This is a genomic window from Shewanella psychrophila, assembly GCF_002005305.1.
In the GTDB taxonomy this organism is placed as follows: domain Bacteria; phylum Pseudomonadota; class Gammaproteobacteria; order Enterobacterales; family Shewanellaceae; genus Shewanella; species Shewanella psychrophila.
The window spans coordinates 1,128,546-1,153,219 of record NZ_CP014782.1; the positions used below are offsets into that span (position 1 = coordinate 1,128,546).

Below are 24,674 nucleotides of genomic sequence, written 5' to 3' on the forward strand. Positions count from 1 at the left end.
CTTATACTCGGTCAGTATCAATCCTGCCATCACAAGAACAGAACTAAGAGCCCAACCTTTGGGCCCAACGCATCAATTCGGCCACATTATGTGCGTTGAGTTTGCGCATTAAATTCATTCGATGGGTTTCAACCGTCTTCAAACCTATGACTAAATCTTCTGCGATATCCCGGTTGCGACGCCCCTCACAGATCAACTTGAGCACTTGTTGTTCTCTCGGAGTCAACATCGGCATATCACCATCGACGGCACCGATCAGGGCTTCAACTTGTTGCTCGTCCAGACTCGGGTCGATAAAAGTCTTGCCTTTACTGACTGATTTAATTGCCGCTAATAAGGTACTTTTCGAACTGTTTTTTAGTACGTAGCCATTGGCTCCGACATCCAATGCCTCACGGGCACTCTTCTCCTCAACGGTAGCTGTCAGCACAATGATCATCATTTCCGGCCAACGTTGACGTAACTGACGGATAACATCGAAGCCACTCATGCCCGGTAATTTAAGATCCATAAATACCAGATCCGGTGTTAACTTTAAACATTGCTCATACACAGCTAAACCATCTTCAACAAATCCCACCAAATTCAACTCGGAATATGGGGCTAAGCAGCTACATAATCCATCAAAAATTAACGAATGGTCGTCTACTACCAATATATTTATCGCCTTGTACTGGCCAAACGTCATAGGCTCACCTCCAGAAGAGAGTTGGAGTTACCTGTATTATCCAGATAACATTAAACTGATCTTGATCACAATCATCTGCATATTGAAGGGCTTTCAGTCGAATTGTCAAGACTTAGTGCGCAGTAGATTGTGCTTTATTACCACCAATAAAACTGATACCAGCTCATTACAATAAAACACGCCAAACTCAGTTACAGCCTCATTTATACCGTATATCACTCCGAGTGTAGGTTAAGATATCTCTATCTACACCCAAGCGTTATTCACCAAATATACGAAGTTTACAGGGATATCTAGCAATCACTCTTTATCTGCTTAGCCCGCTGGTAAACAATGACCTATTTTGAAAAACGAGGCCTTTACCCTCACCAACACTCTCACTCATTACCGTCATTGAATATATCCAATCTAACCCAATTAACAAAAAGTGCTGAAAATCAGCCGCTTTTGTCCATAAGCCAGATTAAGGGACAATCCAGCTTCAAAGTTCTACCTGCATAACCCCGAAAAAGATTGCCACCACTTAGATTACTGCTAGACTTATAACTGTATAAATATACAGTTCAGGGTAAAACGACCATGATCAAAATGATCCCCATCTCAGCCAGTGCGGGAATAACCGGCTTCGAAAGCCCGGCTACCGATTACAAACAATTGCCTTTAAGTCTGGATGAGCTGCTCGTTGAGCATCCTAGCGCCACTTTTATCGGTCAAGCCAGTGGTAGCTCGATGCAAAATGTGGGAATTTATGACGGCGACATTCTCATCGTCGACAGGCATGTAAAAGTACAAAACCAGGACATAATAGTGGCGAATTATAATGGCAACTTTGTCTGCAAAATTATTGACACCAAAAGACGAATGTTACTCTCGGCTAGCGATGAACACCAACCTGTGGTCATACATGAGTACGATCAATTCAGTGTCGAAGGTATCGTCGTACGGTCTATACGCTGTCATCGACCCAGTCCTCTACTGATAAAGGGGCTAGCCGTCGAGTCAGCAATTAACTAATGAAAATTATTGATACATACTTTGTCATACTAGTGAACACTAGCGCTAATACCAGAATGGATACCAGAGTTAACGAGCCTGCTGAATCAACTCACTCAGAGGAGATCTGATGTTCGCTCTCGTCGATGCTAATTCATTCTACTGCAGTGCCGAGCAGGTGTTCCGCCCCGAGTGGCGTGGCCGCCCTATTGTGGTCCTGTCGAACAACGACGGCTGTATCGTCGCCGCCAACCGTCAAGCCGTCGATGCCGGGGTCCCTAAGTTTGAACCTTACTTCAAAATTAAGGCTCTTTGTGACCGCTTAGGTATTATCGCCTTAAGTTCGAACTATGAACTCTATGGCTCACTGTCCACCAGCATGATGGAGATAATTGGTCGTTTTGCACCGGATCAGCATGTCTACAGCATAGATGAATCGTTTCTGTCGTTTAAACATTGTTATCCTGCCATACCTTGCTTAGTCAAGCACGGTGAGGCATTGCGGCGTGCAGTATGGAAGGAAACTCGCTTACCTGTATCCGTTGGCATGGGAGAGACCTTAACCTTAGCTAAGGTAGCAAACCACGCCGCTAAGAAGCTCGCTGACTACAATGGGGTCTGTGTCATCGATAACTCAGCCCAACGAAAGGCGATTCTCTCCCAGATAAAGCCCAATCATATCTGGGGCGTAGGGAGGCGCTTATCCAAGAAGCTGGATTTGATGGGAATAAAATCGGCCTATGCACTGTCTCAAATGGCACCGGGACTGGCCAGAAAACAGTTCAGTATCGAGATGGAGTGTACGGTGCGAGAACTCAACGGTGAGCCGTGTAAGGGCTGGGATCAAGCCAGAGCCGATAAACAACAGATCTTTTCGACCCGTAGCATGGGAGAGAGGATCACAGATTCAAACTCCCTGCAGCAAGCCCTCAGTAAACATGTCGGTATCGCCACCAGCAAGGCAAGGGAGCAAGGTTCATTGTGCTCAGTACTGCTTATTTTCGCCTCCAACTCCCCTTTCGATGAGCAGCCAACAGGCTTTAAACTCACTCACAGGTTTGCTTATCCCACTAATGACACAGGTGAAATAACCCAAATAGTAACTCAAATAGCCAAGCAACAATTTAAAGCAGGGGTTCGCTATTACAAGGTAGGAGTCGGTCTCATCGATCTCATCAGTGAGTCACATAATCAGCTGGATCTGTTTGCCTCACCGAGAAACCCAGCGTTAATGCAGGTTTATGATTCCCTCAATCACAGATACGGCTCCGACTCTATGTTTATGGCGGCACAAGGTATCACTGCAAAGTGGCACATGAGACGAGAATATCTCACACCTCAATACACCACCAGCTGGCAAGACATCCCCAGGATCTATTGCTAAATTTAACTTTTAGTATCAGTGACCGCTGCCATCTCCCAGTGAAATTAAAAAGCATTAACAGGATCCTGAAACGAATAATATGAACTAGGTAAATCCAGCCGGAAGCAATACCATCAGAGTCATATATCGAGAAATGTAACCCAGCATAAGTGCTTTATTTATTTCAAACATCATCCGCACTAGGTGAATCTCTCAGGCATTAAACTCACCTTAAGTCGATATCACCACCTGATGCTTTTCAATCATAGGCCTACCGGTAAACGCTTCCTTGGGTAAAGGATGTTGATGAGATAGCTTAAAATCCTCACTGTGGATCCACGCCTCAAAAGCCGCTTCATCTTGCCAAGTGGTAAAAACGACATAAGGTGCGCCCTCACTAATAGGTTTCAAGATCTGCATGGAAACAAAGCCAGCTTGTTTATCAATTTGACCAACACGCTGACGGAACCTATTTTCAAACTCATCCTGCCAATCCACCGACACCGGAATACGGTTCGCAACAATATACATAACCCCTCCAAACAAAGACATCCAAAATTATTATGATAAAAAACAATCATTAAAAACACGTAAAAATCACCGCGAAACCCAGTGTGCCACGACTCTTCTATATCATCAATTGCCACATATGATAAATAGCATTTCTTAATGAGTAACTCATTAAGAAATGCCAAGAAAAACTAAAATCAGATGAAATATTAAAATAAGGAAAACACAAAACCCCGAATGGATATTCGGTTTGTTTTATACTATTTTATTAAGCAAAACGGATAAATATATACTAGGCGCTATCTAACCATTTATGACAGTTAGCCGCCCCTTGCCTGCGCTTTCTTTCTAAATGATCACAGTAACGACTTAGTTCTTGTAAAGTCCCCACAGGCCCCTTAAACAACCGAGTAAACTCTGACGTTATTTTTAGCCAATTCTGTTCCGGGATATTGAGCCTATGTAGAGTATGTCGTGAGCTTTCACTGATGGAACCGCGTTTATCGTTACGAATGATACGACCAGTGTCATCGACTAACTTTAAGTATTCTTCTACGCTAAAACATAGCCCTTTAGGCATATTCTTTCGTTCGTTATCGATAAACGGAAATAAGTGATTGGGTTGTTCACCTACTAAGGCCGACTTTATACGTTGCTGAATACTGGTAAAATCAGAGGTTTCAGGAGTCTTAGCAATGCCCGCTCGTATAGGGTTCAAATCAACATAAGCCATACAGGCCAATACAGCCGCTTCGTCTAAAAGTGCTTGAGACTTAAACCTCCCCTCCCAAAATCTGCCTTTGCAGTTATCCTCAAAGTTGGCTTTTCTCGCTATTGGCTCATTCAAAGCGCGCATAAACCAAGATATGTCCATCAAGCGTTGGCGATATTCAAAGGTACTGTCCTTAACTGTTTTCAGCTCATAGGCATTAAGATCATCCCCATTAACAAAGCTTTGGGTCAATAACGTTCCCTTAAATAGCTTATGCCATTGAACTAATACCTCATTGTCTGTCCAGGCTAATGCTTGTTCTTTGTCGATACACAACACCACATGTAAATGGTTACCCATTACTGTATAAGCACAAACTTCAACAGCAAACACTCCAGCTAATTCTAGCAATCGACTTTCGACCCAGTCACGCCTATGCTCATAAGATTGACCGCTATAATGATCTACACCACACAAATAAGCTCTTCTAACACAACGAGATACGCAGTGATAATAGGGAGTATCCTCTAAACTAACCAGTGCTTTTCTTGGTGTAGGCATAACTCAAACCTCAACAGCTATTTTATTTAAGCCTAGCTCATAAATTGACTCTTTTAACTTTGGGTGTCTTGATAATCTTGTTTGGGGAACCATGAGTTTTTCATATTCGAAGGTTAATGCTGCATCCGGGCTCAAGACCCTAAGCTGATGTACGACTTCATCACACTCATGGGTGATATTGGTAGCGACTCTCCCCTCTTTAGTACGGCTCTGTTGCTGCACTAAGCACCCGATAGCATCATAATAAAAATGCACACTAGTACCATCGGCTAAGGTTTTGCTCTCGAGCCTGCCCACAGCATCATAAGCGAATACAGTAATGCTTTGTTGAGACACAACTTGCTGAGTTGTCATCGCCTGAACAGCTTGCCCTTGGTGAGAATGAAAATACAAAGATGAATCTGCAATTTGCTTATCTTCACTCACACTAATGAGCTGGCAATTGTGATTATACTGATAAAAGTTTCGCCCCTGTGGAGTGCTATGAGTTATCAAGGTATCGAATGCGCCATACTCATAATCATGCTTGAGCCCTTGGGAGTTCGTCACACCGATTAAGTGCCCTGTTACATCGTAAGTAAAATTAGCTTGCAGGCCATCTTCATCAACCCAGGCACAGGGATGAGGCATGCCTGACTTATACTGCCAGAATTGACGACCCTCTTTACTTCCATCGGCCAAAGTCTGACATCGCTTAACTAATCGGCCGAGCCCATCGTAGTAAAAAACGACAGTTCCACCATCAGCAAGCAAAATAGTCACTAACTGACCTAATCGGTTGTAGCGATAACCAGTTTGGCTAGTATCCGGTGAGATGACCCAAGCCAATTGACCCAAACTGGTGTATTGATAAAACCACTGCATAAGAAAAGGATCGGATACACTAACAAGGTTGCCTTTATTATCATATCGGTATGACCATACCTCACCCTTTGAATTTATGTATTGCGTCAATCGTCCCGAGTCATCGTAGCTATACTCCCAGATTTTATCATCCAAGATACTCATTGCCGTCACTTGGCCAAAATCATTATAGGAAAAATGACAAGACTCTCTCCGGGCATTGATTTGAGCGATAAGGCAATTGTCCCGCCACTCATTGGCCGTTTCATCACCATTGGAAAAAACAATGCGAGAGATGTTGTTTTGATCATCTATGTGATATTGCCTGAACCCATGAAACAGACTCTTGTAATACACAACACCTTGCTCGTCATCGTATCTAAGTTGAGCATTAAAACGCTCCTCGGCACCACGTATAGCAAGAGCGCGTCCCTTTACATCATAATCAAATTCAAGCCAGGTGAGACTCAAGTCAGAACTTCGTAATAGAAAACCATTTCTGCTGTAACGATAATCAAAACTCTCGCCGGGCCCTGCACGACAAGAGGTCATATAGCCAAGCGGATTATACTCGTATCGAACCAAGGTTTGGATAGGCAGCGCTTGTGGTGTGAGTAAGGTCAGCTGCTTGATGCGGCCCAAATGAGTATCCACCCGGATCTGCCGGCCATCGGCCAAGATAATATGACTCAGGACTGCGCCATGATAGGTGAAAGTTAGCTCATTGCCCTTACCATCACTAATACGAGAAAGAAGCAACTTGTCACCAAAGGCGTGACCAAAGCGATAACTAAGGCCATCGACGTGCCTCATCAACAGATCATCACCACGGCGCAATAATCGCCATTGAGGCAGAGGGGGAAACCGGCTTTCGCTTCCCGCTATCGGTAAGGTGTACACGCCCTGATTATATTGCTCATCGGTAAAAGTCACCGACGCCCCGTCACATTGCAGGCTCATATCCCACCAACAGCGCCAACGGGTGCCAAGCAGCCCTGGGCTCATCATTCTGCCTGAATGATAAAAACGTTTATGCAGCAGAGGGAATCGCCCTGAAAGGGTAAAGTCGGTGCGCCGCTCAAGCACATAACCTGTGGCCATGTCGATATGCTCTGCTTGGGTACTGCAGCCTTCACTACTAACCGTTCGTGCATTCAAATCAAATGCATTCATCAGGCTTTGCTATCTTTCAATATGTTCACTGCAACTTAATCCAATCAAGCCTTTATTAATCAAAGGTTATTTCAGTAAATTCAGCATCCTGCCAAAGTTTAATTTCACTGTATGTCGCTTGATTAATAATGCCCAGTTCCAAGGCCTTATCCATATCATCTTGGATAAGATAGGCGCCTAATATGAAAAGCCCATCAAACTGATGTAGGGGAGCATATTTCGGTTCATCTTCCCATTTGTCATCATAAAAAGCCTCGTATGTTTGGCTTAAGCTATAACCTGCCTCACAAAAAAAAGTACGATTCAATAACGCGGCTTCATGCTTCCATGCCTGTTTATCCATTTCATCAAGGGATTCAAGCGTGCCATGATGTTCACTCATAGCCAGCTTTATCTGATTAATAGCCTCCAGCGTCGGAGGGGCCGCCTGTAAATTGCTGTCATCACAGCCTTGAAGTTCATAAACTTCACTTTGGCAGGCCGTCAGCAGCAACAGAGTTATCAGGCTAACACCTGCTTTTATCGATGATCCTTGTATCATATTCACATTCCTAGTTTATCGACTTTTTTAAATGGAAACGCTTGCTGTTTCAACATGCCTTCAGGCATATAGTCGCCTACTACGCCATATTCATCCGGCCACTCTTTTTGATCACGCACGGCGGTTCCCAATAGGTAATCAATAAACGAAAAGTGTGCCGCATAATTTCTGTCAATTGCTGCACTATCCGAGGAGTGATGCCAGTGATGAAACTGAGGTAAGACTATGATGTACCTTAACCAACCTAGATTGATTTGAACGTTGGCATGATTAAACACAGCCTGTAGGCCGACAATGATAACGTAAAGCCCAATCACCTCTTCGGGGAAACCCAATACAAATATTGGCGTTAGTACCAGACACCGAGTGATGATTAGCTCTAAAATATGCTGCCTTGAACCTGCCAACCAATCCATATGTTTAGCGCTGTGATGCACGGCATGAAATCGCCATAAAAAAGGCACTTCGTGGTAAGCCCTGTGCGCCATATATTGAACCAAATCGGCAACCAGGATGATGAAGAAAAGCTGTAGTAAAAATGGCAGACTGGATATAAAACCCTGTATATCGGTCGAAATAGCCCAACCAAACGCTTCGTGCACAAAACGATTAGCCACTAAGAGTACAAAGCCGACCGCCAGGTGATTAACGAAAAAATGATTCAGATCCCCCTGCCATTCAGGCCTGAGGATGACTTGTTTAGACCTATGAGGGAACAATTTTTCGATGAAGACAAAAATAAGAGTCGAGCCTAAAAGATCCAGGATAAACCAATCTAAACCTAAGTAAGGGGTATTATCATCAAAGTCCCCTACTTCCACTCTGTGGCCACCGAGCGCTATTGCAATAATCACAAACAACCAGGCAAGCATGCCTAAGCGTTTATTTTTTTTACGGACAAAATTGAGTAAGCCCAGACTCCCAGAAATGACTAAAGCAAAGAACATAATTTGCCTTAATAAGCTCACACTGTAATTTTGTCTCAGCTCAGGTGTCGTTAAATATTCGGGAAAATGAAATGCCAGCACCCCAAGCAACGATAAAAAGGAGAGTAAACACGCAATATAGCCACTGATCCTACCTTCACCTAAACGTAACTCTCCCTCTTTCACTAGCTTATTTAGCATAAAAACATCCATTTAATATGTGAATGACAAACAGTCCCTATCCGTTAATTTAACAATATAGAAAACTGTTTACCACCCTACGGCTCTTTGAACAGCTGTTTGTCTTACCGAATTAACGCTCAAAATTATAAGAGTGCTGATATAAAAACCAACAAAAACTATCACAAGCTACAAGCACTATGAACAGTACTAGCAACTATTATCAGAGCACTAAACCAGAGCGCTAATAAGAGCCCTGAACCAGAGCCCCTTCTGGCCACTATCTATCAAGTTTGCCTATTAACCAATATTGACGGTGCCGCCACCGACTAACGAGCCACCGCAATCGACGGCATCGCCACTGCGGGCTGCGGGCATGCCATCGGCTGATACTGTTCCAGAACCTGCGGAAATAGCACGAGGATGGGGTGGATTATTGGGTTTATCGTGAGGTGCTAATGCATCCCCCTTTCTCGCTAAAGGAACGCCATCGACCTTGACCGTCGAGGCAGCAGCAATCACTGCCGTGGGTGGAAAACCATCATGATCTAATCCCATATCGCCTAACTTCACTGCATTGCCCATCTCTCAACTCCTTCTGAATATGTTTAGTCGTTTTGTAGTCGTTTTGTATTAGTTAATAGCCTGAAAACGGGCTAGTAGCACTATTGCTCACTTCGTGCAGCGATATATACGGGCTGCTTGTACTCGTCATTGCGGCGCTTGATGCCCACCACCTCAAACTTATCGAGATGCAGCACAGAACAAAGACACCCATTCTTATTTCTAATGTAATCTCAATAAATATTATTAGACATACCAAGCTAATAAATATGGGTGTCTTAATTATTCTTATCTACACATATAAAATTTAGCCAATGAGGTGACATTAAGCCGCCTTACTCTTTTTAAAGATATCAATAACTGGGCCTACCATAGGTGACTTTTGTTGCTTATCTCTTATGGCTTCAAGCGTTTTGGTGAACTCTTCATCACTCATCTCACGCCAATAATGGCTGGGGTGATCTCGTTTACCCGCTAAGTCAAACTTGGCCGTGGTGATGTCGCGCTCACGGGCTGCCTCTAAAATTAACACATCTGGCATGGGTTGGCTGGTATCCATATAGCGCTGGATCATATTCCATAGGGCCTGATATTCAGCCACCGGCTGATTATTAGGCATTAAACCGTGTAGTGGAATGCCTTGGGAATAACCATTATACCGGTGGACTAAATACAGGGCGTAATTAATCAGCCCTTGCTGGCTCGGCGCCGAGACTAAAATACAGTCGAACTCGATAAAGGGGTGGCTAAAACGCGGCTTACCGTTACTTTTATACAAGGTCACCATGCCAGTTTGGCGATTCAAGCTAAATTGCTTTTTGGTTTTTAAAAACCACAGGGTAATATAGCCTCGGTTCATGAGCTCAAACTGGCCCCAGAGCAGACCTAGTGGAAGAAAAACATAGAGCAAGATCAAACCTAAACTTTCAACAGAGTCACTGAAACTAATGTGCTCATAATAAAGAGGCATAAATAAACTAACTAAAATGAAAAGAGGCAAAAAAAACTGACAACTGATCTTACCCACCGCAGATAAGATCATATAGACCTGAGTCCAGCTACTAAAGGCTTCTTGCTCTAGCCTTTGTTCATCCCAGCCCGCCTGCTCTTGTGTCTTAGTGATATATTCAAGTACTGTTTGCCAATGACTGGGCGTTTCAGTTATCACAGAGCTGGTTGAAATAGTGCTTGTCGGCCGTCTAAAGCTAAACGCTTGGCCTTGAGTTAACAAGCGTTGTAATAAGCCCTTGGGGCTTGCTGGCACCTGCGGCGTTATTGCTTGGCTGTTATAGGCTGTACTGGAGTATGTTGAGCGAATATAATCCAGTTCCAGATTATAAACAGCGCCGCTTTGTTGTTTATTTACTTTCATCTTCGTCCCTGAATAAATTCCTGTTTGTCACTGCATCCAAAAATGTTACAGCTCTATAACTTAAGCCCTTTTTTATCTGCGTCAGCCTGAGTATTGGCGGCGAAAAAATCATAAAATAAACCACCTCGGGCTAGATGTGCTTCCATTTGTTTCGTTTGCTCTATTAACTCTTCGCTCGGCTTAGCCCACTCATCCTCAGGTAGAGCCGATGACCAAGCCTCAATATTGGCGGGCATTTCTTTCATTGAAAATCTCAAATCCCACTCAGCCACATAATAGGGGAACTTCCACCAACACATCACATTCCAAATGTAAAACCAAGCCACACCAAAATATGAGGTACTCCACTCAATCATCGAAAAGTTAAACCAATATTTAGGCCCATGTTTAAACCTATGGTGTAACTCGGCGCGTTTGTTATCGAAGACATGGCGATCGATATGCTCAGCTTTAGCAGGGCAAGCTTGTGGCCCCTTTTCCATAAAACATCGTATTGCTTCCCACTCGCCTTGTGCTAAGGGCGCAGCCTCAGGCCGGATAATAAACCAATATCTATCATTTTTTTTGTCTTCTATTGCCATACCAAATGTATAGGTGGTCGAGATATTGGTTAGTCCGTACCTATTCATTGCATAGTTGTTTGTTAATTTGTCCAATAGACCATTTGGAGTATCGCTGGCTATCCAAGTTATCAACTCTTCCCAAGGACAAATTACAGGCGTATCGCTGCCAGATGGGAAGTAGCATACCTCCCGCCGCTGGCGATTAAAGCGCATCGGCCGCAGGCGTGACTTTTGATAAGTCCTGCTTAGAATGGCGTATGCCGACAAAAGTACAAAACCTAAGATGATGAATAACAGCGTATTTATCACTTCATCTTGCAACACTTGCTGTAGATAAAAACCATAGTCATAGGCATAGCTATCTTTGAAAGCATCGGCATAAACCATGAATAAAATGCCGACCAAACACACAAAACAAAAAAAACTTAAGAAAGATATGGCCATCTGCACCAGAACCTTTTGACCATTATTGCTGTTACCGATATCTAAATAAACATCGTTGACCTCTAAAAAGTTGCAATTAAAACCTAGCCCCAGCACCTCCACAGTGGGCAGAGGCAGAGGTGAGAAAAACAGCGCTTGCCCTAGGGGAATATCACGCTGCTCACCCGCCGTTGGCGGCCGGTTTGTTAAATCCAGTGCCTCGTTGGCATTACTCTCTTTTTTACTCATCTTTTACTCATTACTCATTACTCATTACTCATTACTCATATTTTACAAAAACAGAACAAAGACACCCATTCTTATTTCTAATGTAATATCAATAAATATTATCAGACATACCAAGCTAACAAATGTGGGTGTCTTAGTTATTATTAACCTCTGAAAAGCTACCATTTATATCCAAACCATCCCCTTGGGCTGTGGGTAGTGCCAGCGGTGAGAAAAACAGCGCCTGACCCAGAGGAATATCACGTTGCTCGCCCGCCGTTGGCGGACTGTTGCTGAGATCCACTATTGCTCACTTTGATTAGAGGTGAAGACGGGGTGCTTATATATATCATTGCGTCGCTTGATGTTCACCACTTCAACTTCACCGAGCAGCGGTACCAGTTCGGCTATAATTGATTCTTTTTTCGCTAAAGAGGTAGCATAAATAGTCCCGACAAAATTAAACTCTATCTCGTCCATAGGTTCAATATTGATCAAAACGTCATTATTGAGACTGAATAATATATTAGCGTCGGAGAATAATATTATGTTTTGGTCTATTTTTGATTTAAAATTAGTCATGCCAAATGCCATCAGGGCGAACGCTCCCGCCCCCACGAATGCCAGCGGCCCAATCACAAACAGTGCGATTAAGCAGACAACGATACCGACCCTGGCAAATCCCCTGGCTAAGGTGTAGGCCATCTCGGGGATCAAATCTTCTTGGGTATAGTGAATACCTAGCTTGGTGAGCTTATAGTGATAATGGCTGTCGGGTATAAATAGATAACGTACCATAAAAATAAATAATAACGTCATGACAGACAAACCTACGTACGCTCCGATAGTGCTCCTAGCACCAAACAGTACGATTGAACCGAATAAAGCCCCTGGGCCGCCAATTGCCAATAATAAGCGAAGCCAACCTTTAATATCTGAACCAATATACTCCCACTCAAAAAGTATCGGTGCTTGGTAAACTTGTTGTTCCAATGTTTTGATATCTTCTTCGCTGGTCATTAAAGCTTACCTCCAACGGTAATAATACGTGTACTGATCTCTTTGCTGGGATCATTGTTTGAGCCATTGCTAAGTGAGTCCCGAGTGCCGACATTTAGCACCCCAGCCTCGTCACCTTTAGCAAGATTCCCCTAATAAAATGCCAAAATGGTGCTCATTTGAAGGCGCTAACCAGTTGAGCAGCATCTTTACTACTCATCTAATCACTGCCCTTATCTACACATATAAAATTTAACTAATGAGGTGACATTAAGCCGCCTTACTCTTTTTAAAGATATCAATAACTGGGCCTACCATAGGTGACTTTTGTTGCTTATCTCTTATGGCTTCAAGCGTTTTGGTGAACTCTTCATCACTCATTTCACGCCAATAATGGCAGGGGTGACCTCGTTTACCCGCTAAGTCAAACTTGGCCGTGGTGATGTCGCGCTCACGGGCTGCCTCTAAAATTAACACATCTGGCATGGGTTGGCTGGTATCCATATAGCGCTGGATCATATTCCATAGGGCATGATATTCAGCCACCGGCTGATTATTAGGCATTAACCCATGTAGTGGAATACCTTGGGAATAACCTTTATACCTGTGTACTAAATACAGAGCGTAATTAATCAGCCCTTGCTGGTTGGGCGCCGAGACTAAAATGCAGTCGAACTCGATAAAGGGGTGGCTAAAGCGGGGCTTACCGTTACTTTTATACAAGGTCACCATGCCAGTTTGGCGATTCAGGCTAAATTGCTTTTGGGCTTTTAAGAACCAAGGTGTAAAATATCCCCGATTTACAAGTTCAAATTGTCCCCAGAGCAGACCTAAGGGAACAAAAACATAGAGTAAAACCAAGCCTAAAGCTTCAAAAGCTTCAACAAAATTACTTCTTTCATCATAAAGAGGCATAGTTAAAAATACTATGATAAAAAGCGGTAAAAAAAACTGACAACTGACCTTACCCAATCCAGATAAAATCATATATATCTGAGTCCAGCTACTGAACACATCATGCTCTAATCTTTGTTCGTCCCAACCTGCTTGGCCTTGCTTTTTTTCGATAAAATCGACTATTTGTGGCCATTGGCTTGGAGTGTTATGTGCAACAGCAGCGGTTGCTATGGTCAATGTCGGTCGCCTAAAGCTAAACGATTGGCCTTTAGTTAGCAGACGTTGCAAGAAGCCCTTGGGCCTTGCTGGCACCTGCGGCGTTATATCTTGGCTGTTATAGGCTGTACTGGAGTATGTTGAGCGAATATAATCCAGTTCCAGATTATAAACAGCGCCGCTTTGTTGTTTATTTACTTTCATCTTCGTCCCTGAATAAATTCCTGTTTGTCACTGCATCAAAAAACGTTACAGCTCTATGACTTAAGCGCTTTTCTTATTTTCTGTGTCTTGAGCATTGGCGGCGAAAAAATCATAAAATAAACCACCTCGGGCTAGATGTGCTTCCACTTGTTTCGTTTGCTCTATTAACTCTTCGCTCGGCTTAGCCCACTCATCCTCAGGTAGAGCCGATGACCAAGCCTCAATATTGGCGGGCATTTCTTTCATCGAAAATCTCAAATCCCACTCAGCTACATAATAGGGGAACTTCCACCAACACATGGCATTCCAAATGTAAAACCAAGCCACACCAAAATAGGAAATACTCCACTCAATCATCGAGATCTTAAACCAATATTTGGGGCCATGTTTAAATCTATGATGTAGCTCTGCACGTTTGTTGTCGAAGCTATGGCGATCGGTATGTTGAGCTTTACCAGGGCAAGCTTCAGGCCCCTTTTCCATGAAGTCTCTTATCGCTTCCCACTCGGCTTGCGCACTGAGTACATTAATTACAGGCCGACGAATAAACCAATATTGATCGTTCGCCTTGTCTTCTACCGCCATACCGAAGGTATAGGTGGTCGAGAAATTTCCGCCCGTAGTGCCGCTACTGCTGGCTATCCAAGTTATCAACTCTTCCCAAGGACAAATTACAGGCGTATCGCTGCCAGATGGGAAGTAGCATACCTCCCGCCGCTGGCGATTAAAACGCATCGGCCGCTGACGTGACTTTTGATAAGTCGTGCTTAGGATGGCGTATGCCGACAAGAGTAAAACCCCTAAGATGATGAATAACAGGGTATCCGTAAAGTCATCTTGCCATACTCGTTGAAAATAAAAGCCATAACCATGAGTATTACCATCTTGGGCTCCTTCCACATAGATAAAAGCTAACACCATGAAAAAGCACACAAAACAAAATAAACATAACGCCGAAGTATACATCTGCACCTGAAACTCTTTGCCACTATTACTGGTGCCAATATCCAGATAAACATCGTTAACCTCTGAAAAGCTACCATTGATATCCAAACCATCCCCCTGAGCTGTTGGCAGTGGCAGCGGCGAGAAAAACAGCGCCTGGCCAAGAGGTATATCACGTTGCTCGCCTGCCGTTGGCGGACTGTTGCTGAGATTCACTATTGCTCACTTCGTGCAGCGATATATACGGGGTGCTTATACTTATCATTGCGCCGCTTGATGTCTATCACCTCAACCTCACCCAGTTGCGGCACCAGTTCGGCTATCAGAGTTTGCTTTTGGGATAAAGAGGTCGCGTAAATAGTCCCCACAAATGCCAATCCTAGCTTCTTCTGGGGAATGATGTCTAACAAGACATCATTGTTGAGACTGAACAACATATTAGTGTCGGAGAATAAAATTCTGTGCTGGTTTATTGTTGATTTAAAATTAGTCATCCCAAATGCCATCAGGGCGAATGCTCCTGCCCCCACGAATGCCAGCGGCCCAATAAAAAACAGTGCGATTAAGCAGACCGCTATACCGACCCAGGCAAATCCCCTGACTAAGGTGTAGGCTATCTCGGGGATCAAATCTTCTTGAGTATAGTGAATACCTAGCTTGGTGAGTTTATAGTGATAATGACTGTCGGGAAAAAATAGATAACGTACCATAAGAATAAATAATAACGTCATGACAGACAAGCCTACGTACGCTCCGATAGTGCCCCTAGCACCAAACAGTACTATTGAACCGAATAAAGTCCCAGGGATACCGATCGCGATCAATAAGCGAAGCCAACCTTTAATATCCGAACCAATATACTCCCACTCAAAAAGTACCGGCTCTTGGTACACTTGTTGATCTAATTCTGCAATTTCTTCTTTACTGGTCATTAAAGCTTACCTCCAACGGTAATAATACGTGTGCTGATCTCTTTGCGAGACTCTTTGTTTGAGTCATTGTTGAGTGCGTCTCGGGTGCCGACATTTAACGCTCCAGGCTGAACACCTTTAGCCAGATAGAATAAATGTTGATCTGCCGAGGGCGCTAACCAGTTGAGCGGCATCTTGATAGCTACAACCACATGGTCTGTATCGCTGCCACCGAGGATCAAGCTATAGCTCGGGATGTTATTATCATCCCGTTGCCATACCCCCTCTTGCTCATTGACTATTACATGGTCGCTTTGGCCTGATGCAGCGCTCGACGGCGCTTGGCTCTGGTAAGAGCTATGGTAAGAGGTCTGTTTTTTAGGTATACGGATAATTTTCAAACCTAAGTTACGTCCTTGGGTAAAAGGCGGCAAGGTGATGTTAACTTGCCATTGAAAGCTGCCCGGATCCATCCATTGACTGGGCACTCTAGATGGCACTTTCTTTAAGCTCACCTGTGGCCGATGGATGATGCGCTCGAGTCGCTTGACCTCATCAATGTGGCTCCAAGCTTGATTATCAACTCCCCAAGACGATTGACGCAGCCATTTTTCTAAGTCGCTGCGGGTAAACACATTGATGATGAGAATAGAGATCAGATAAAGAATACCCGCCACCATAAATGTACTGACCATCCAAGGTGCCAATACCTTCCCAATGACACCTAAACCTAGTCGGCTTAGCACAGTTCGTGATAATTGAGAGCCAAAAACAACCACTTGCGCACCTGTAGCCCCAAATTTAAGCCCATAGCCCGCCCTTGCCATTGAGCTATTGCTGCTATCTGAAAGCTTATCGAAACTTTCAAATGTTTCTAGAACCGTTGCTATCAAGCCAAAGGAAGACACTATGACCATATGTTTGGCAAATGTCTTGGCTAGCTGTGCTTCCGTTGATGTACCATCTTTAATTGTGATTGCCAGAGTTTGCTTTAATAATTCTTTATCTTTAATAATCTCATCCCAAACCTTCCCCATGAAGACGGCAGGGACAGATGCGACCGCATAACTAGAGACATATATGGCCTCTCGAAGTGCTGGGTTGATTAAGGCATCGGTACCCGGCTCTTGCTCCATTTTAAACTTAAGATCGAGTAGTATGGCTGATGCATTCCACAGGTTAAGCACGGCGACTATTCCGCCAAAACCGCCAATAGCTTTGCTGGCTGTCATAGTAGTGGCACTTGTCTGTCGCCACAAAGACTCTAAATACTCATTAATCATTTTTTTAGCCGCATGGTTCACCGCATCATTTTTTAGCATAATCAGCGGCGGCAGCTCACTGGTGAACAGTCTTTGAATATTAAGCTGTGCATCTCTAGCCGTGTTTATCAGATGTTTTTTGGCGGCAACTTGGCCGGGGTTGATGTGAGTGACATCCTTAACATTTTTCAAAGCAACATTGAGCTTGTTATGGAAGCTTTTATTCGCACTCTTATACTCAGGGTTGCGGGTGGTGATAGCCTCTTCAGTCATCATGGTTTCTAATATTACCAGGCGCAAGTTAGCAAAAAGACTAGGTACACTTGCGGTTTTGGCCCATTGGCTTGGAAACAGTAAGTCCATAGTGGCTCGCCAACTGTGCAGGGCTTGACCCATGGCCGCTTTTTGCAGGGCCAAAAAGCTGAGCTGAACGGGCTCAACGAGGGCTTTAAACCACACCTTATCTTGAATTCGCGTATCACCGGTCAAGCCATCCCAGTCCGCTAAGCGAGACCACAATGCGGTCATATCCCCCGAGCTTGACGTCGATAATACACTCTGGCTAATGTTGTCAACGTGCTCATTTAAGGCTTGCCAGTTCTGCATCGAGAACCCCAGTGAAGCGAGGGCAAACAGGTTATTGGGGGAGTCCAGCGACAAGGCTTTATCCAAATCTTTAATTTGCGCCTCTGTTGTCGGTACTTGTTTAACCACTATCAGAAACTGACTGATCAATGTCAGTAAGTAGGCTTGATCATACTCGTCTTGATTATCTAACCCCAAGGCTAATGGATCGGTGGCCAGTTGAGTAAACGCATCCATAAAATCATCATACAGGGCGGCAATACGCTCATCTTTGCCTTTAAGCTGGGTGTAATGCTCTATAAGATATGCATCTAAATCGCTCCAACTTACTTCATCGCTAAAAGCCGTATTCGCTATCCATTTATCTGTTTGCTTTTGAGTCGGGGTAAATTGATACTCAGCTTGAAGCTCAGCCAGTTTTTGATTGGCTCTTTCTTGGACGTTGGTGAGTGCATCCTTAAAAAGTGCATTATCACTCATATCTGGATTGTTATCTAACCCCTCTCGGGCATTATCGGCTAGATGACGAAGGGCGAGATATTTTGTCAAGGCCTTTTCAAATGCTAATACCTGTAACGGGTCCTCTTTTAATGATGCGGGTAATTCATCGTATTCCACACGAACACGGCCTAAACTTCGTGCTAGCTCTGCCATTTGTGTCTTATGAATGGTTTCTTCATCACCCAGAATCGCCACACGCTCGGTCACTTCAACTGAGAGTTTCAAAAATAGATCAGATACATCGGCTAAAGGATCATCGAGCGCAATGAACACACCAGAGTCTTGAGCGGGCAGATCGGCCAAATAATCTAAGTCCGAACAATCTGGCTTGTTTGCGACTAATTTAAAATCGTCAGACCTTGACTCGCCATCTGGCACCAGTGGCGTACATGTCTGCACGAACACATCCGTGGCTTCGCCTTGCAGACTCACATCGGCAACAGACTCAGCTAGTTTTCTCGCATCCTGAGCATGTGGCGCCTTCATTGTGGAACTGTATCGTTTAAGATCCAGCTTACGCATCCATGTTTGTCGGCTTTGGGAGTTTGAACGCATGTGCTCGCAAACCCTCCAGGTCCAACGTTGATGAGCAAAAACTAAATGGATGGTGTCAGTCTTAGGATAGATCAAACAGCTTTTACGCTCACCAGGTGTTCCCCGCTCACTTGCAGGTTTATTGGCTTCGCTATCTGACCAATCAATTTTTATAAACTCAAAGCCTTCGACTTGGTACTCATGGAACGTCTTTGCAGTTTGGTTGTAAACGTAGAGCCAACCATCACGAAGTTGGCGTAATGTATATTGACTATTGACAGGTTTGAATCGACCTCGCCATTCGGCACTATCGGGAAGTGAATGTACTGCGCTGCCTTGTTCATCAACATCATCGAAAGCATAACGAACAGGAATAATGCCTATCTCATTAAAGCGCAGGGGGCACAGTCCGACAGGACTATTACTTTCTTTAGCTGGCGCACATTTAGCCGCTTTATTGGGATCACTCATGAGTATAGTTCCTGTCGCTGTGACGCTTTTATGGTGCCAGAGGATAAATCTTTATCCTGTCTTGATTCTCTTACACCAGATGCTGCTTGCTGAGCTAATTGGGCGGCGTAGGCGATACGTTGGGATGGCGTTTGGTCAGAGCTTTGATGTAATAGTTGCCACATCTCCGGGTGCTGATGTTCCCCCTCTACAAGGAATACAGTTTCACCTAGATAGGCCAAGATATTAAAAAAATAAAATAAGTCTTGTTCGAGAGTAAATCCTTTGGCTCTAGCAAAATCGGCCCAATAACGAATATTCTTTTTTTGCCCAGAAGCCTGCCCAGACACCAACTTCGACTCCTGCAAATTAGCCCCTTGCAAGTTAACTAAGATATCTGGAAACCAAGTTTGCAGGTGCTTGGCTATTTTATCGAGACAGTTTTGATAACTGACCTCACCGAGTAAACTCCACTGGACATCAGTGAGCTGCCAGTTTTGATGATCTGTTGGCTTAGGAATATCGGTATTAATAAGATAATGCCAACCTATCGCGGATGGGATCCACACACGATTAACTCCCTGCCACAAAAAAGGCGTCTTTGCAGAAAACAAACGCCAAGCGCTCTCTGGATTAGCTAACTTGTATAGCACTTGGCTGCCATAAGGAGTTGTTATGTTAATCTGGCGACGCAATATCTCGGCCTGAGCCTCGAGTGGTGAGTTACAGCTAAAAAGATAGCCCCACTTCTTGTCACTATTATCAATAAACCAGGTTAATAGACTCTGGTAGTCCTTATTAATCAAAGAGAGTTGGACTAAACAGGGACTTAACTCCCTGAGTGAATTCCAAGGTTCAAAGAGATAGATGGGCTCGTAGAGGGGATTACCTAACCTTTGATATAACTCCCTTTCTAAATTAGTCACTTTGCTGCCGTCGAGGAGAAGGTAGAGATACTCATCGCTTGAATCAGGCAGCAAGCGAGTCTCTAACTGAGGAATGATCACGCTGAGGCTCCGTCATTGCTGTCCTCATTTTCCTCACACACCTCACATACTGGATCGTCCGTTTTAAGTGCGGTGAGTTGCTTATCCAAGATAATAGGAGCTGCAGCTTCACTGGTTAGACTCGCCTCGGCTAACTGCATCTTTTCACTTTCAGCAACAGTCGCCGCTTCTACGCCTAAAGGTAATAAGGCATTTTGTCCCGAGAAACCACTGCCAGAGCCTGCGCCACCACCTGAGTTGAGGTTGATTGCTGAGCCGACAAGATGTACACCGGCTGAGTCTATTTTGACGAAGCTGCCACCGGCCTTAAGGGTGATTTCTGAGCTGGTTTCGATAACCACCTTCTGCCCAGCCTTGATATGCACTTCGGTGCCCGCTTCATTTATCCAGGCACTGCCGGTTTTCATCTGTATCGAACCTTCGACGGTTAAACTCATGTCGCCTTTGATATTGTGGCGACTCTCACCTTCTACTGTCAGGTGATCGTTGGCCTTGATACGAGTAAAGCGTTCATTGTCTACATCCAGATGCTGATCGTGCTTAATCTGTGTCGCTTGATCATTTTCAACCAAGGTATTCATGTCTTTCTGAGCGTGAATATATATCTCTTCCTTGTCACATTCATCCTCGAATCTTAGCTCATTACTGCCCTCGCCCTTATGGGTTTGAGTCTTGATCCCTGTGCGTGTCTTATTCGCCGGTAACGGATAAGGCACTTGGTTGATAACGTTAAAAGCACGCCCTGTGATGATAGGTTGATCTGGGTCGCCTTCAAGAAAATTCACAATAACTTCATGACCAATCCGTGGGATGGCCATCATGCCATATTGGCCGCCTGCCCAGGCCTGACTAACACGCACCCAGCAGCTTGAGCCCTTATTCACATCAGCCTCGCCATCGGCATACCTGTCCCAAGGAAACTGCACCTTAACCCGGCCAAATTCGTCACAGAAGATTTCTTCATTTTCAGGCCCCACCACGATAGCCATCTGTGGTCCGGTAACCAGAGGTTTAGGGTTCGGCTTTGCTTGCCAGGCTAAGCTGGCTGGAATGGCGGTAAACTTATTATGATATCGGGTAGGTTTTTGGGTGTTGGCCTCTTCCGCTGCGGCGCCTTGCTCACCGGTATGTTTCACTCCGGTAATGATCCAGTCACGATTAAGACTGCTATCCCCATGCTCCATCAGATCGAATTTGTAACCACTGATGGCCTGCATGATATTGCTCTTACCGATGGCCACTTGAGCATCACGGCGCAGGTATTCCTGACGCACCTGAGTGATCGGGATCCCGGCTGCATCATCCTTGTAGCGTCCCGGATAATCGAAATGCTCGTAATCCAAGCGTTGGCAATCTAACTCTTTGCCTGTGCTGGTCTGCAGGAAGCTGTATTGGGGCTTCTTAAAGCTGTTATCTTTGAGGGTGACGCTGGCAGGCTTTATCTGATGTTGAAAGCTGAACGCATTCACATAGGGAACCTCGATCACTCCGCCACTGATGGCATTGTAAGGGAACGGAGCGCCTAGGCTCGCCAATTTACTGGTACTGTCACAGAAAATCAATGTATGTGCGTCTTTAGTGTGTTCGAAAAAATAAAACAGACCAACTTCAGCCGCCAGACGACTGATAAATTCAAAGTCGGTCTCACGGTACTGTACGCAGTATTCGCGTATCTCAGATTCGAATCTGGGATCACAACTGAAGCCATAATCTGTTAGCCCCATCTCACCTAGCAAGGTAGCGATAATATCCAGCACGGTTTTCTGTTGGAAAATCCGACTGTTCTGCCTGAGCTTGAGTCTGGCCAGTGCTGGCACTAACGTTATCTGGTATTGGGTGTGATGATGACCGGTATCGCCCTTACTGAATTGGCTGACGATGCCGTGCACCTGACGCTGAATCGATTCATCTAACGTCCAAGTAAGCAAGCCTGTTTGGTCGACGATAGACTCGGCAGTGAGGTTATCTAACCTGCTCAGTAGCGTTAACTTAACCTCAAATGGCGTCGACAAATGCTCAATGAAGCTGAAATCGACCACATCTAAACTATCTTCGTCCAAGCCTTGGGCACTGAAGTGGAAACGTAAACCTGAGCCAGAAAGCGCCATGACAATATCCTTATCTATTGGTGTTGTATCCAAGGGACATCGAGCAGGTTCATGCCTGACTCTATGTCGATTGAAATAATCTTTAGGGAAACAAACCCGGCCTTGAGCAGGTGTATTTCCCTAACACTTATCTCCTTCACTAAAATAAATAGTGAGCATAAAAATAATTGAAAACTTAAGTGAAAACCGAAATAAAGGAACTAAAAGAAAATCAGGTGCTTATTAAGCACCTGCTTTTCTCATTAGCCATTTCTATGACTCGAATGCTGACTTAAACAACGGATTCAAGCAGTATTGATTCGAGACACAGATTCAACTGATGATTTAACTTAATGTACTATTAAGCTTCGATCGGCTTACGCCAATCATCTGAGCCTGAAGTACCAGCAGTCGTATGATCCCAATCAATCTTACGGTACGCCATTGACACAGTAACTAGCTGAGTGAAATCAGCCTTTTTTGGATCTTGGCAATGAGGCATATGGCACTGAATATCGATGATAGTTGCGCCTTCTAGCTTAGTGCTGAAGTAATGCTCTTGCTTACCTTCGATAGAAGTACGATACCACTTTAGTTCAACTTCGGTGATCTTCTCACCCGATGCGAGTGAGTTATACATCAAGGGAACGGCTTTGTTCAGCGCCACAGTAAACTTAAATGGCTTATGAATACGCTGTCCCGAAGGTTGGCCCGATTGTGGATCCGTTGGCACTGTGACTATGTGATCAAATTCCTGAACCAGCATCTCATCTTCATGGCCTTCGACAAAAATGTCACCCACAGAATCTGCAGTAAAAGCACCTGCTGTGATATCGCCCTGAGTCTGTCCTTTGATTGAGATATAACATGGTGTTGGCATGGATAATTCCTTTTAAAATTAGTAATGAATTTGTTTTGGTTAATTGAGCCTATTGGCACTTTAACCCTAAGGGTTTGTTATTAAACCTACTGCCATATAGCCAGTATCGTGCCAAGTATGTAAGTCGTTGTTTTTACGCTAATTAGCTTTTTCATCTGAATTTTCTGGGCAAGATCTTGCTCGATGTTGAGCAAGATCTTGCCCAGCGAGCAAAAAGTGGCCCAGCTATTCTGTTTATGCTCATACTTAATGTGTTTTTTCAGCCTTAGCCTCGCTGGCTATGACCTCTAAGGATACATTTGCTTCCTTTGATGATAATGCTGTACGTTTTCCACTGGGCTCTGCGCCCATAGCGAGTTCGGCTTCAGACTCAGCTGCGGTTAATTTCCCCCATTGCAGGGCGAGTAAGGTGCGTTTGATCAATAACGCCTTTAACTGAATATCGAGCTGTGTCAGTTCGCCACTGGCGCGATCATAAGCCTCATCCTTTAACAGATCGTCAATAAAATAGGTGCGCGCCAATATGGGCGACAAGCTGCTGGCATAGTTGGCCACATCTTTTGAAGCCCCTTGTACTTGTCTGATGTTCACCGGGACTTGTCTTGTAAGTTGGCTCAAGTTAGCCATTTGGGTTCTCGCCGCCGAAAATCGGCGAAAATTCTTGTCCAGTTCTATCAAGTAGTTCACCTGTTCGGGATAGATAGACAGTGAAGTATCCTGCTGAGGCAGAATAAATAAATCATCGATAAGTTGAGCCACCGTTGGCGGTGCCTGCACTTCGACGACCTCTATTGGAGGGAACCAGTTTGGAAGTTGCTGACGGATCTCATCCTGATAAAAGACGCCAGCATATATGCCTGCGCAGCCACATACCAAGGTCGATAAACCTGCAACCGCCACCAGCCAAGATCTGTTTTTTTTAGCTGATGTTGCCTTGTCCGCGCCACTGTGAGGCACTTTAGTGATGGATTTGCGTTGCTGAGTCTCGATATGATCTAATTTCTCAAAAATCACGTAACCCAGCACATCTAGGTTGGGCACTTGCTGAGGTTGTTTCTGTTTCAATAATTCGAATAACTGCTGGCAGGCATATTCACAGCGATACCAGTCACGTACATTGGCTGGCGTTGCCGCCATTTTTTTTAGCTCGGGGGTCACTTTCGTCACCGCCCAGTTGATGATCTCGGCGACTTTCTCCGCTGATATGGCCTCTATCTCACTGGAATAGGACACGATGGATAACATCAGCTCCAGTCCAGATGCGAGACCACTCACCCCTTGGGTCTTACTCGCGGCGCTGATGTAATAAGCTGAAGTCAGTAGATCGGCACCAGATGTATTGGCTAATTCAAGCGCTAACCTGCACACCTTATCCCAGTCGGTTCCCCCACTGAGCGGATTATTGCGCCGGTTGATCTCAGATCTCATCTCCTGATACAGAGGCTGTTCTCTGAGGGAAGCCGGATCAGTGGCAAGTCTGAAACGATTGACTTTACACGCATTGTTTTGCATTAAGTTACCACCAGGCAAGCGTTTTGCTCGCCTCTAAACACAGG

The 24,674-nt window shown here is 44.6% G+C and carries 21 protein-coding genes; 2 read left to right on the plus strand and 19 right to left on the minus strand.

Going from position 1 to position 24,674, the window contains the following annotated elements; translation table 11 throughout:
• Positions 1–43 precede the first annotated feature (43 nt).
• On the minus strand, positions 44–688 hold the full coding sequence (locus tag sps_RS05040; protein ID WP_077751530.1) for a two component system response regulator: 645 nt from the start codon (positions 686–688) through the stop codon (positions 44–46).
• A 582-nt stretch (positions 689–1,270) separates the two neighbouring features.
• On the opposite strand from sps_RS05040, the gene sps_RS05045 reads away from it, so the two are divergent.
• Both sps_RS05045 and sps_RS05050 read left to right on the plus strand, forming a co-directional pair.
• Positions 1,271–1,702: a LexA family protein gene (locus sps_RS05045; RefSeq protein ID WP_179948407.1), complete on the plus strand. Its 432-nt coding sequence runs from the start codon at positions 1,271–1,273 to the stop codon at positions 1,700–1,702.
• A gap of 109 nt (positions 1,703–1,811) precedes the next feature.
• Entirely contained in the window at positions 1,812–3,065 is a 1,254-nt protein-coding gene (locus sps_RS05050) for a Y-family DNA polymerase (RefSeq protein WP_077751532.1), read from the plus strand.
• Between the two features lie 210 nt (positions 3,066–3,275).
• Here the strand turns inward: sps_RS05050 and sps_RS05055 are convergent, their stop codons facing one another.
• The 18 genes from sps_RS05055 to sps_RS05135 all read right to left on the minus strand — a co-directional run bounded on the left by sps_RS05055 (position 3,276) and on the right by sps_RS05135 (position 24,630).
• Complete coding sequence (locus sps_RS05055; protein ID WP_077751533.1) at positions 3,276–3,575, minus strand: antibiotic biosynthesis monooxygenase family protein; 300 nt, start codon at positions 3,573–3,575, stop codon at positions 3,276–3,278.
• A gap of 271 nt (positions 3,576–3,846) precedes the next feature.
• Entirely contained in the window at positions 3,847–4,827 is a 981-nt protein-coding gene (locus sps_RS05060; RefSeq protein ID WP_077751534.1) for a transposase, read from the minus strand.
• Between the two features lie 3 nt (positions 4,828–4,830).
• A complete protein-coding gene (locus sps_RS05065; RefSeq protein ID WP_077751535.1) occupies positions 4,831–6,843 on the minus strand; it encodes a DUF6531 domain-containing protein in 2,013 nt (670 codons plus the stop codon).
• 55 nt (positions 6,844–6,898) lie between these two features.
• Positions 6,899–7,390, minus strand: a complete 492-nt coding sequence (locus sps_RS05070; RefSeq protein ID WP_149027216.1) for a hypothetical protein — start codon at positions 7,388–7,390, stop codon at positions 6,899–6,901.
• Positions 7,387–8,511, minus strand: coding sequence for a sterol desaturase family protein (locus sps_RS05075; RefSeq protein ID WP_149027217.1), 1,125 nt, complete (start codon positions 8,509–8,511; stop codon positions 7,387–7,389). The genes sps_RS05070 and sps_RS05075 overlap by 4 nt, the downstream gene beginning before the upstream one ends.
• 279 nt (positions 8,512–8,790) lie before the next feature.
• Positions 8,791–9,075 carry a type VI secretion system PAAR protein gene (locus sps_RS05080; RefSeq protein WP_077751538.1) on the minus strand — a complete coding sequence of 95 codons (285 nt, stop codon included), beginning with the start codon at positions 9,073–9,075 and terminating at the stop codon, positions 8,791–8,793.
• A gap of 304 nt (positions 9,076–9,379) precedes the next feature.
• On the minus strand, positions 9,380–10,426 hold the full coding sequence (locus sps_RS05085; RefSeq protein WP_218919631.1) for a hypothetical protein: 1,047 nt from the start codon (positions 10,424–10,426) through the stop codon (positions 9,380–9,382).
• A 53-nt stretch (positions 10,427–10,479) separates the two neighbouring features.
• Entirely contained in the window at positions 10,480–11,661 is a 1,182-nt protein-coding gene (locus sps_RS05090) for a hypothetical protein (protein ID WP_077751539.1), read from the minus strand.
• A gap of 133 nt (positions 11,662–11,794) precedes the next feature.
• Positions 11,795–11,944, minus strand: coding sequence for a hypothetical protein (locus sps_RS28430; protein WP_169915684.1), 150 nt, complete (start codon positions 11,942–11,944; stop codon positions 11,795–11,797).
• Positions 11,944–12,660 (minus strand): hypothetical protein, encoded by a 717-nt coding sequence (locus sps_RS05095; RefSeq protein ID WP_077751540.1) that lies wholly within the window; start codon positions 12,658–12,660, stop codon positions 11,944–11,946. Before sps_RS05095 ends, sps_RS28430 begins: the two co-directional genes overlap by 1 nt.
• Positions 12,661–12,909: 249 nt before the next feature.
• Positions 12,910–13,956: a hypothetical protein gene (locus sps_RS05100; protein WP_218919632.1), complete on the minus strand. Its 1,047-nt coding sequence runs from the start codon at positions 13,954–13,956 to the stop codon at positions 12,910–12,912.
• Between the two features lie 60 nt (positions 13,957–14,016).
• Complete coding sequence (locus sps_RS05105; protein WP_077751541.1) at positions 14,017–15,117, minus strand: DUF6708 domain-containing protein; 1,101 nt, start codon at positions 15,115–15,117, stop codon at positions 14,017–14,019.
• Positions 15,117–15,833 carry a hypothetical protein gene (locus sps_RS05110; protein ID WP_077751542.1) on the minus strand — a complete coding sequence of 239 codons (717 nt, stop codon included), beginning with the start codon at positions 15,831–15,833 and terminating at the stop codon, positions 15,117–15,119. Before sps_RS05110 ends, sps_RS05105 begins: the two co-directional genes overlap by 1 nt.
• The gene (locus tag sps_RS05115) at positions 15,833–19,165 is read right to left on the minus strand and encodes a T6SS effector BTH_I2691 family protein (protein WP_077751543.1); all 3,333 of its coding nucleotides are present in this window, start codon (positions 19,163–19,165) and stop codon (positions 15,833–15,835) included. Before sps_RS05115 ends, sps_RS05110 begins: the two co-directional genes overlap by 1 nt.
• The gene (locus sps_RS05120; protein ID WP_077751544.1) at positions 19,162–20,151 is read right to left on the minus strand and encodes a DUF4123 domain-containing protein; all 990 of its coding nucleotides are present in this window, start codon (positions 20,149–20,151) and stop codon (positions 19,162–19,164) included. The genes sps_RS05115 and sps_RS05120 overlap by 4 nt, the downstream gene beginning before the upstream one ends.
• On the minus strand, positions 20,148–22,259 hold the full coding sequence (locus sps_RS05125; protein WP_077751545.1) for a type VI secretion system Vgr family protein: 2,112 nt from the start codon (positions 22,257–22,259) through the stop codon (positions 20,148–20,150). Before sps_RS05125 ends, sps_RS05120 begins: the two co-directional genes overlap by 4 nt.
• Positions 22,260–22,599: 340 nt before the next feature.
• On the minus strand, positions 22,600–23,118 hold the full coding sequence (locus tag sps_RS05130; protein ID WP_077751546.1) for an Hcp family type VI secretion system effector: 519 nt from the start codon (positions 23,116–23,118) through the stop codon (positions 22,600–22,602).
• 246 nt (positions 23,119–23,364) lie between these two features.
• Positions 23,365–24,630, minus strand: a complete 1,266-nt coding sequence (locus tag sps_RS05135) for a type VI secretion system ImpA family N-terminal domain-containing protein (protein WP_077751547.1) — start codon at positions 24,628–24,630, stop codon at positions 23,365–23,367.
• Between the last annotated feature and the right edge of the window lie 44 nt (positions 24,631–24,674).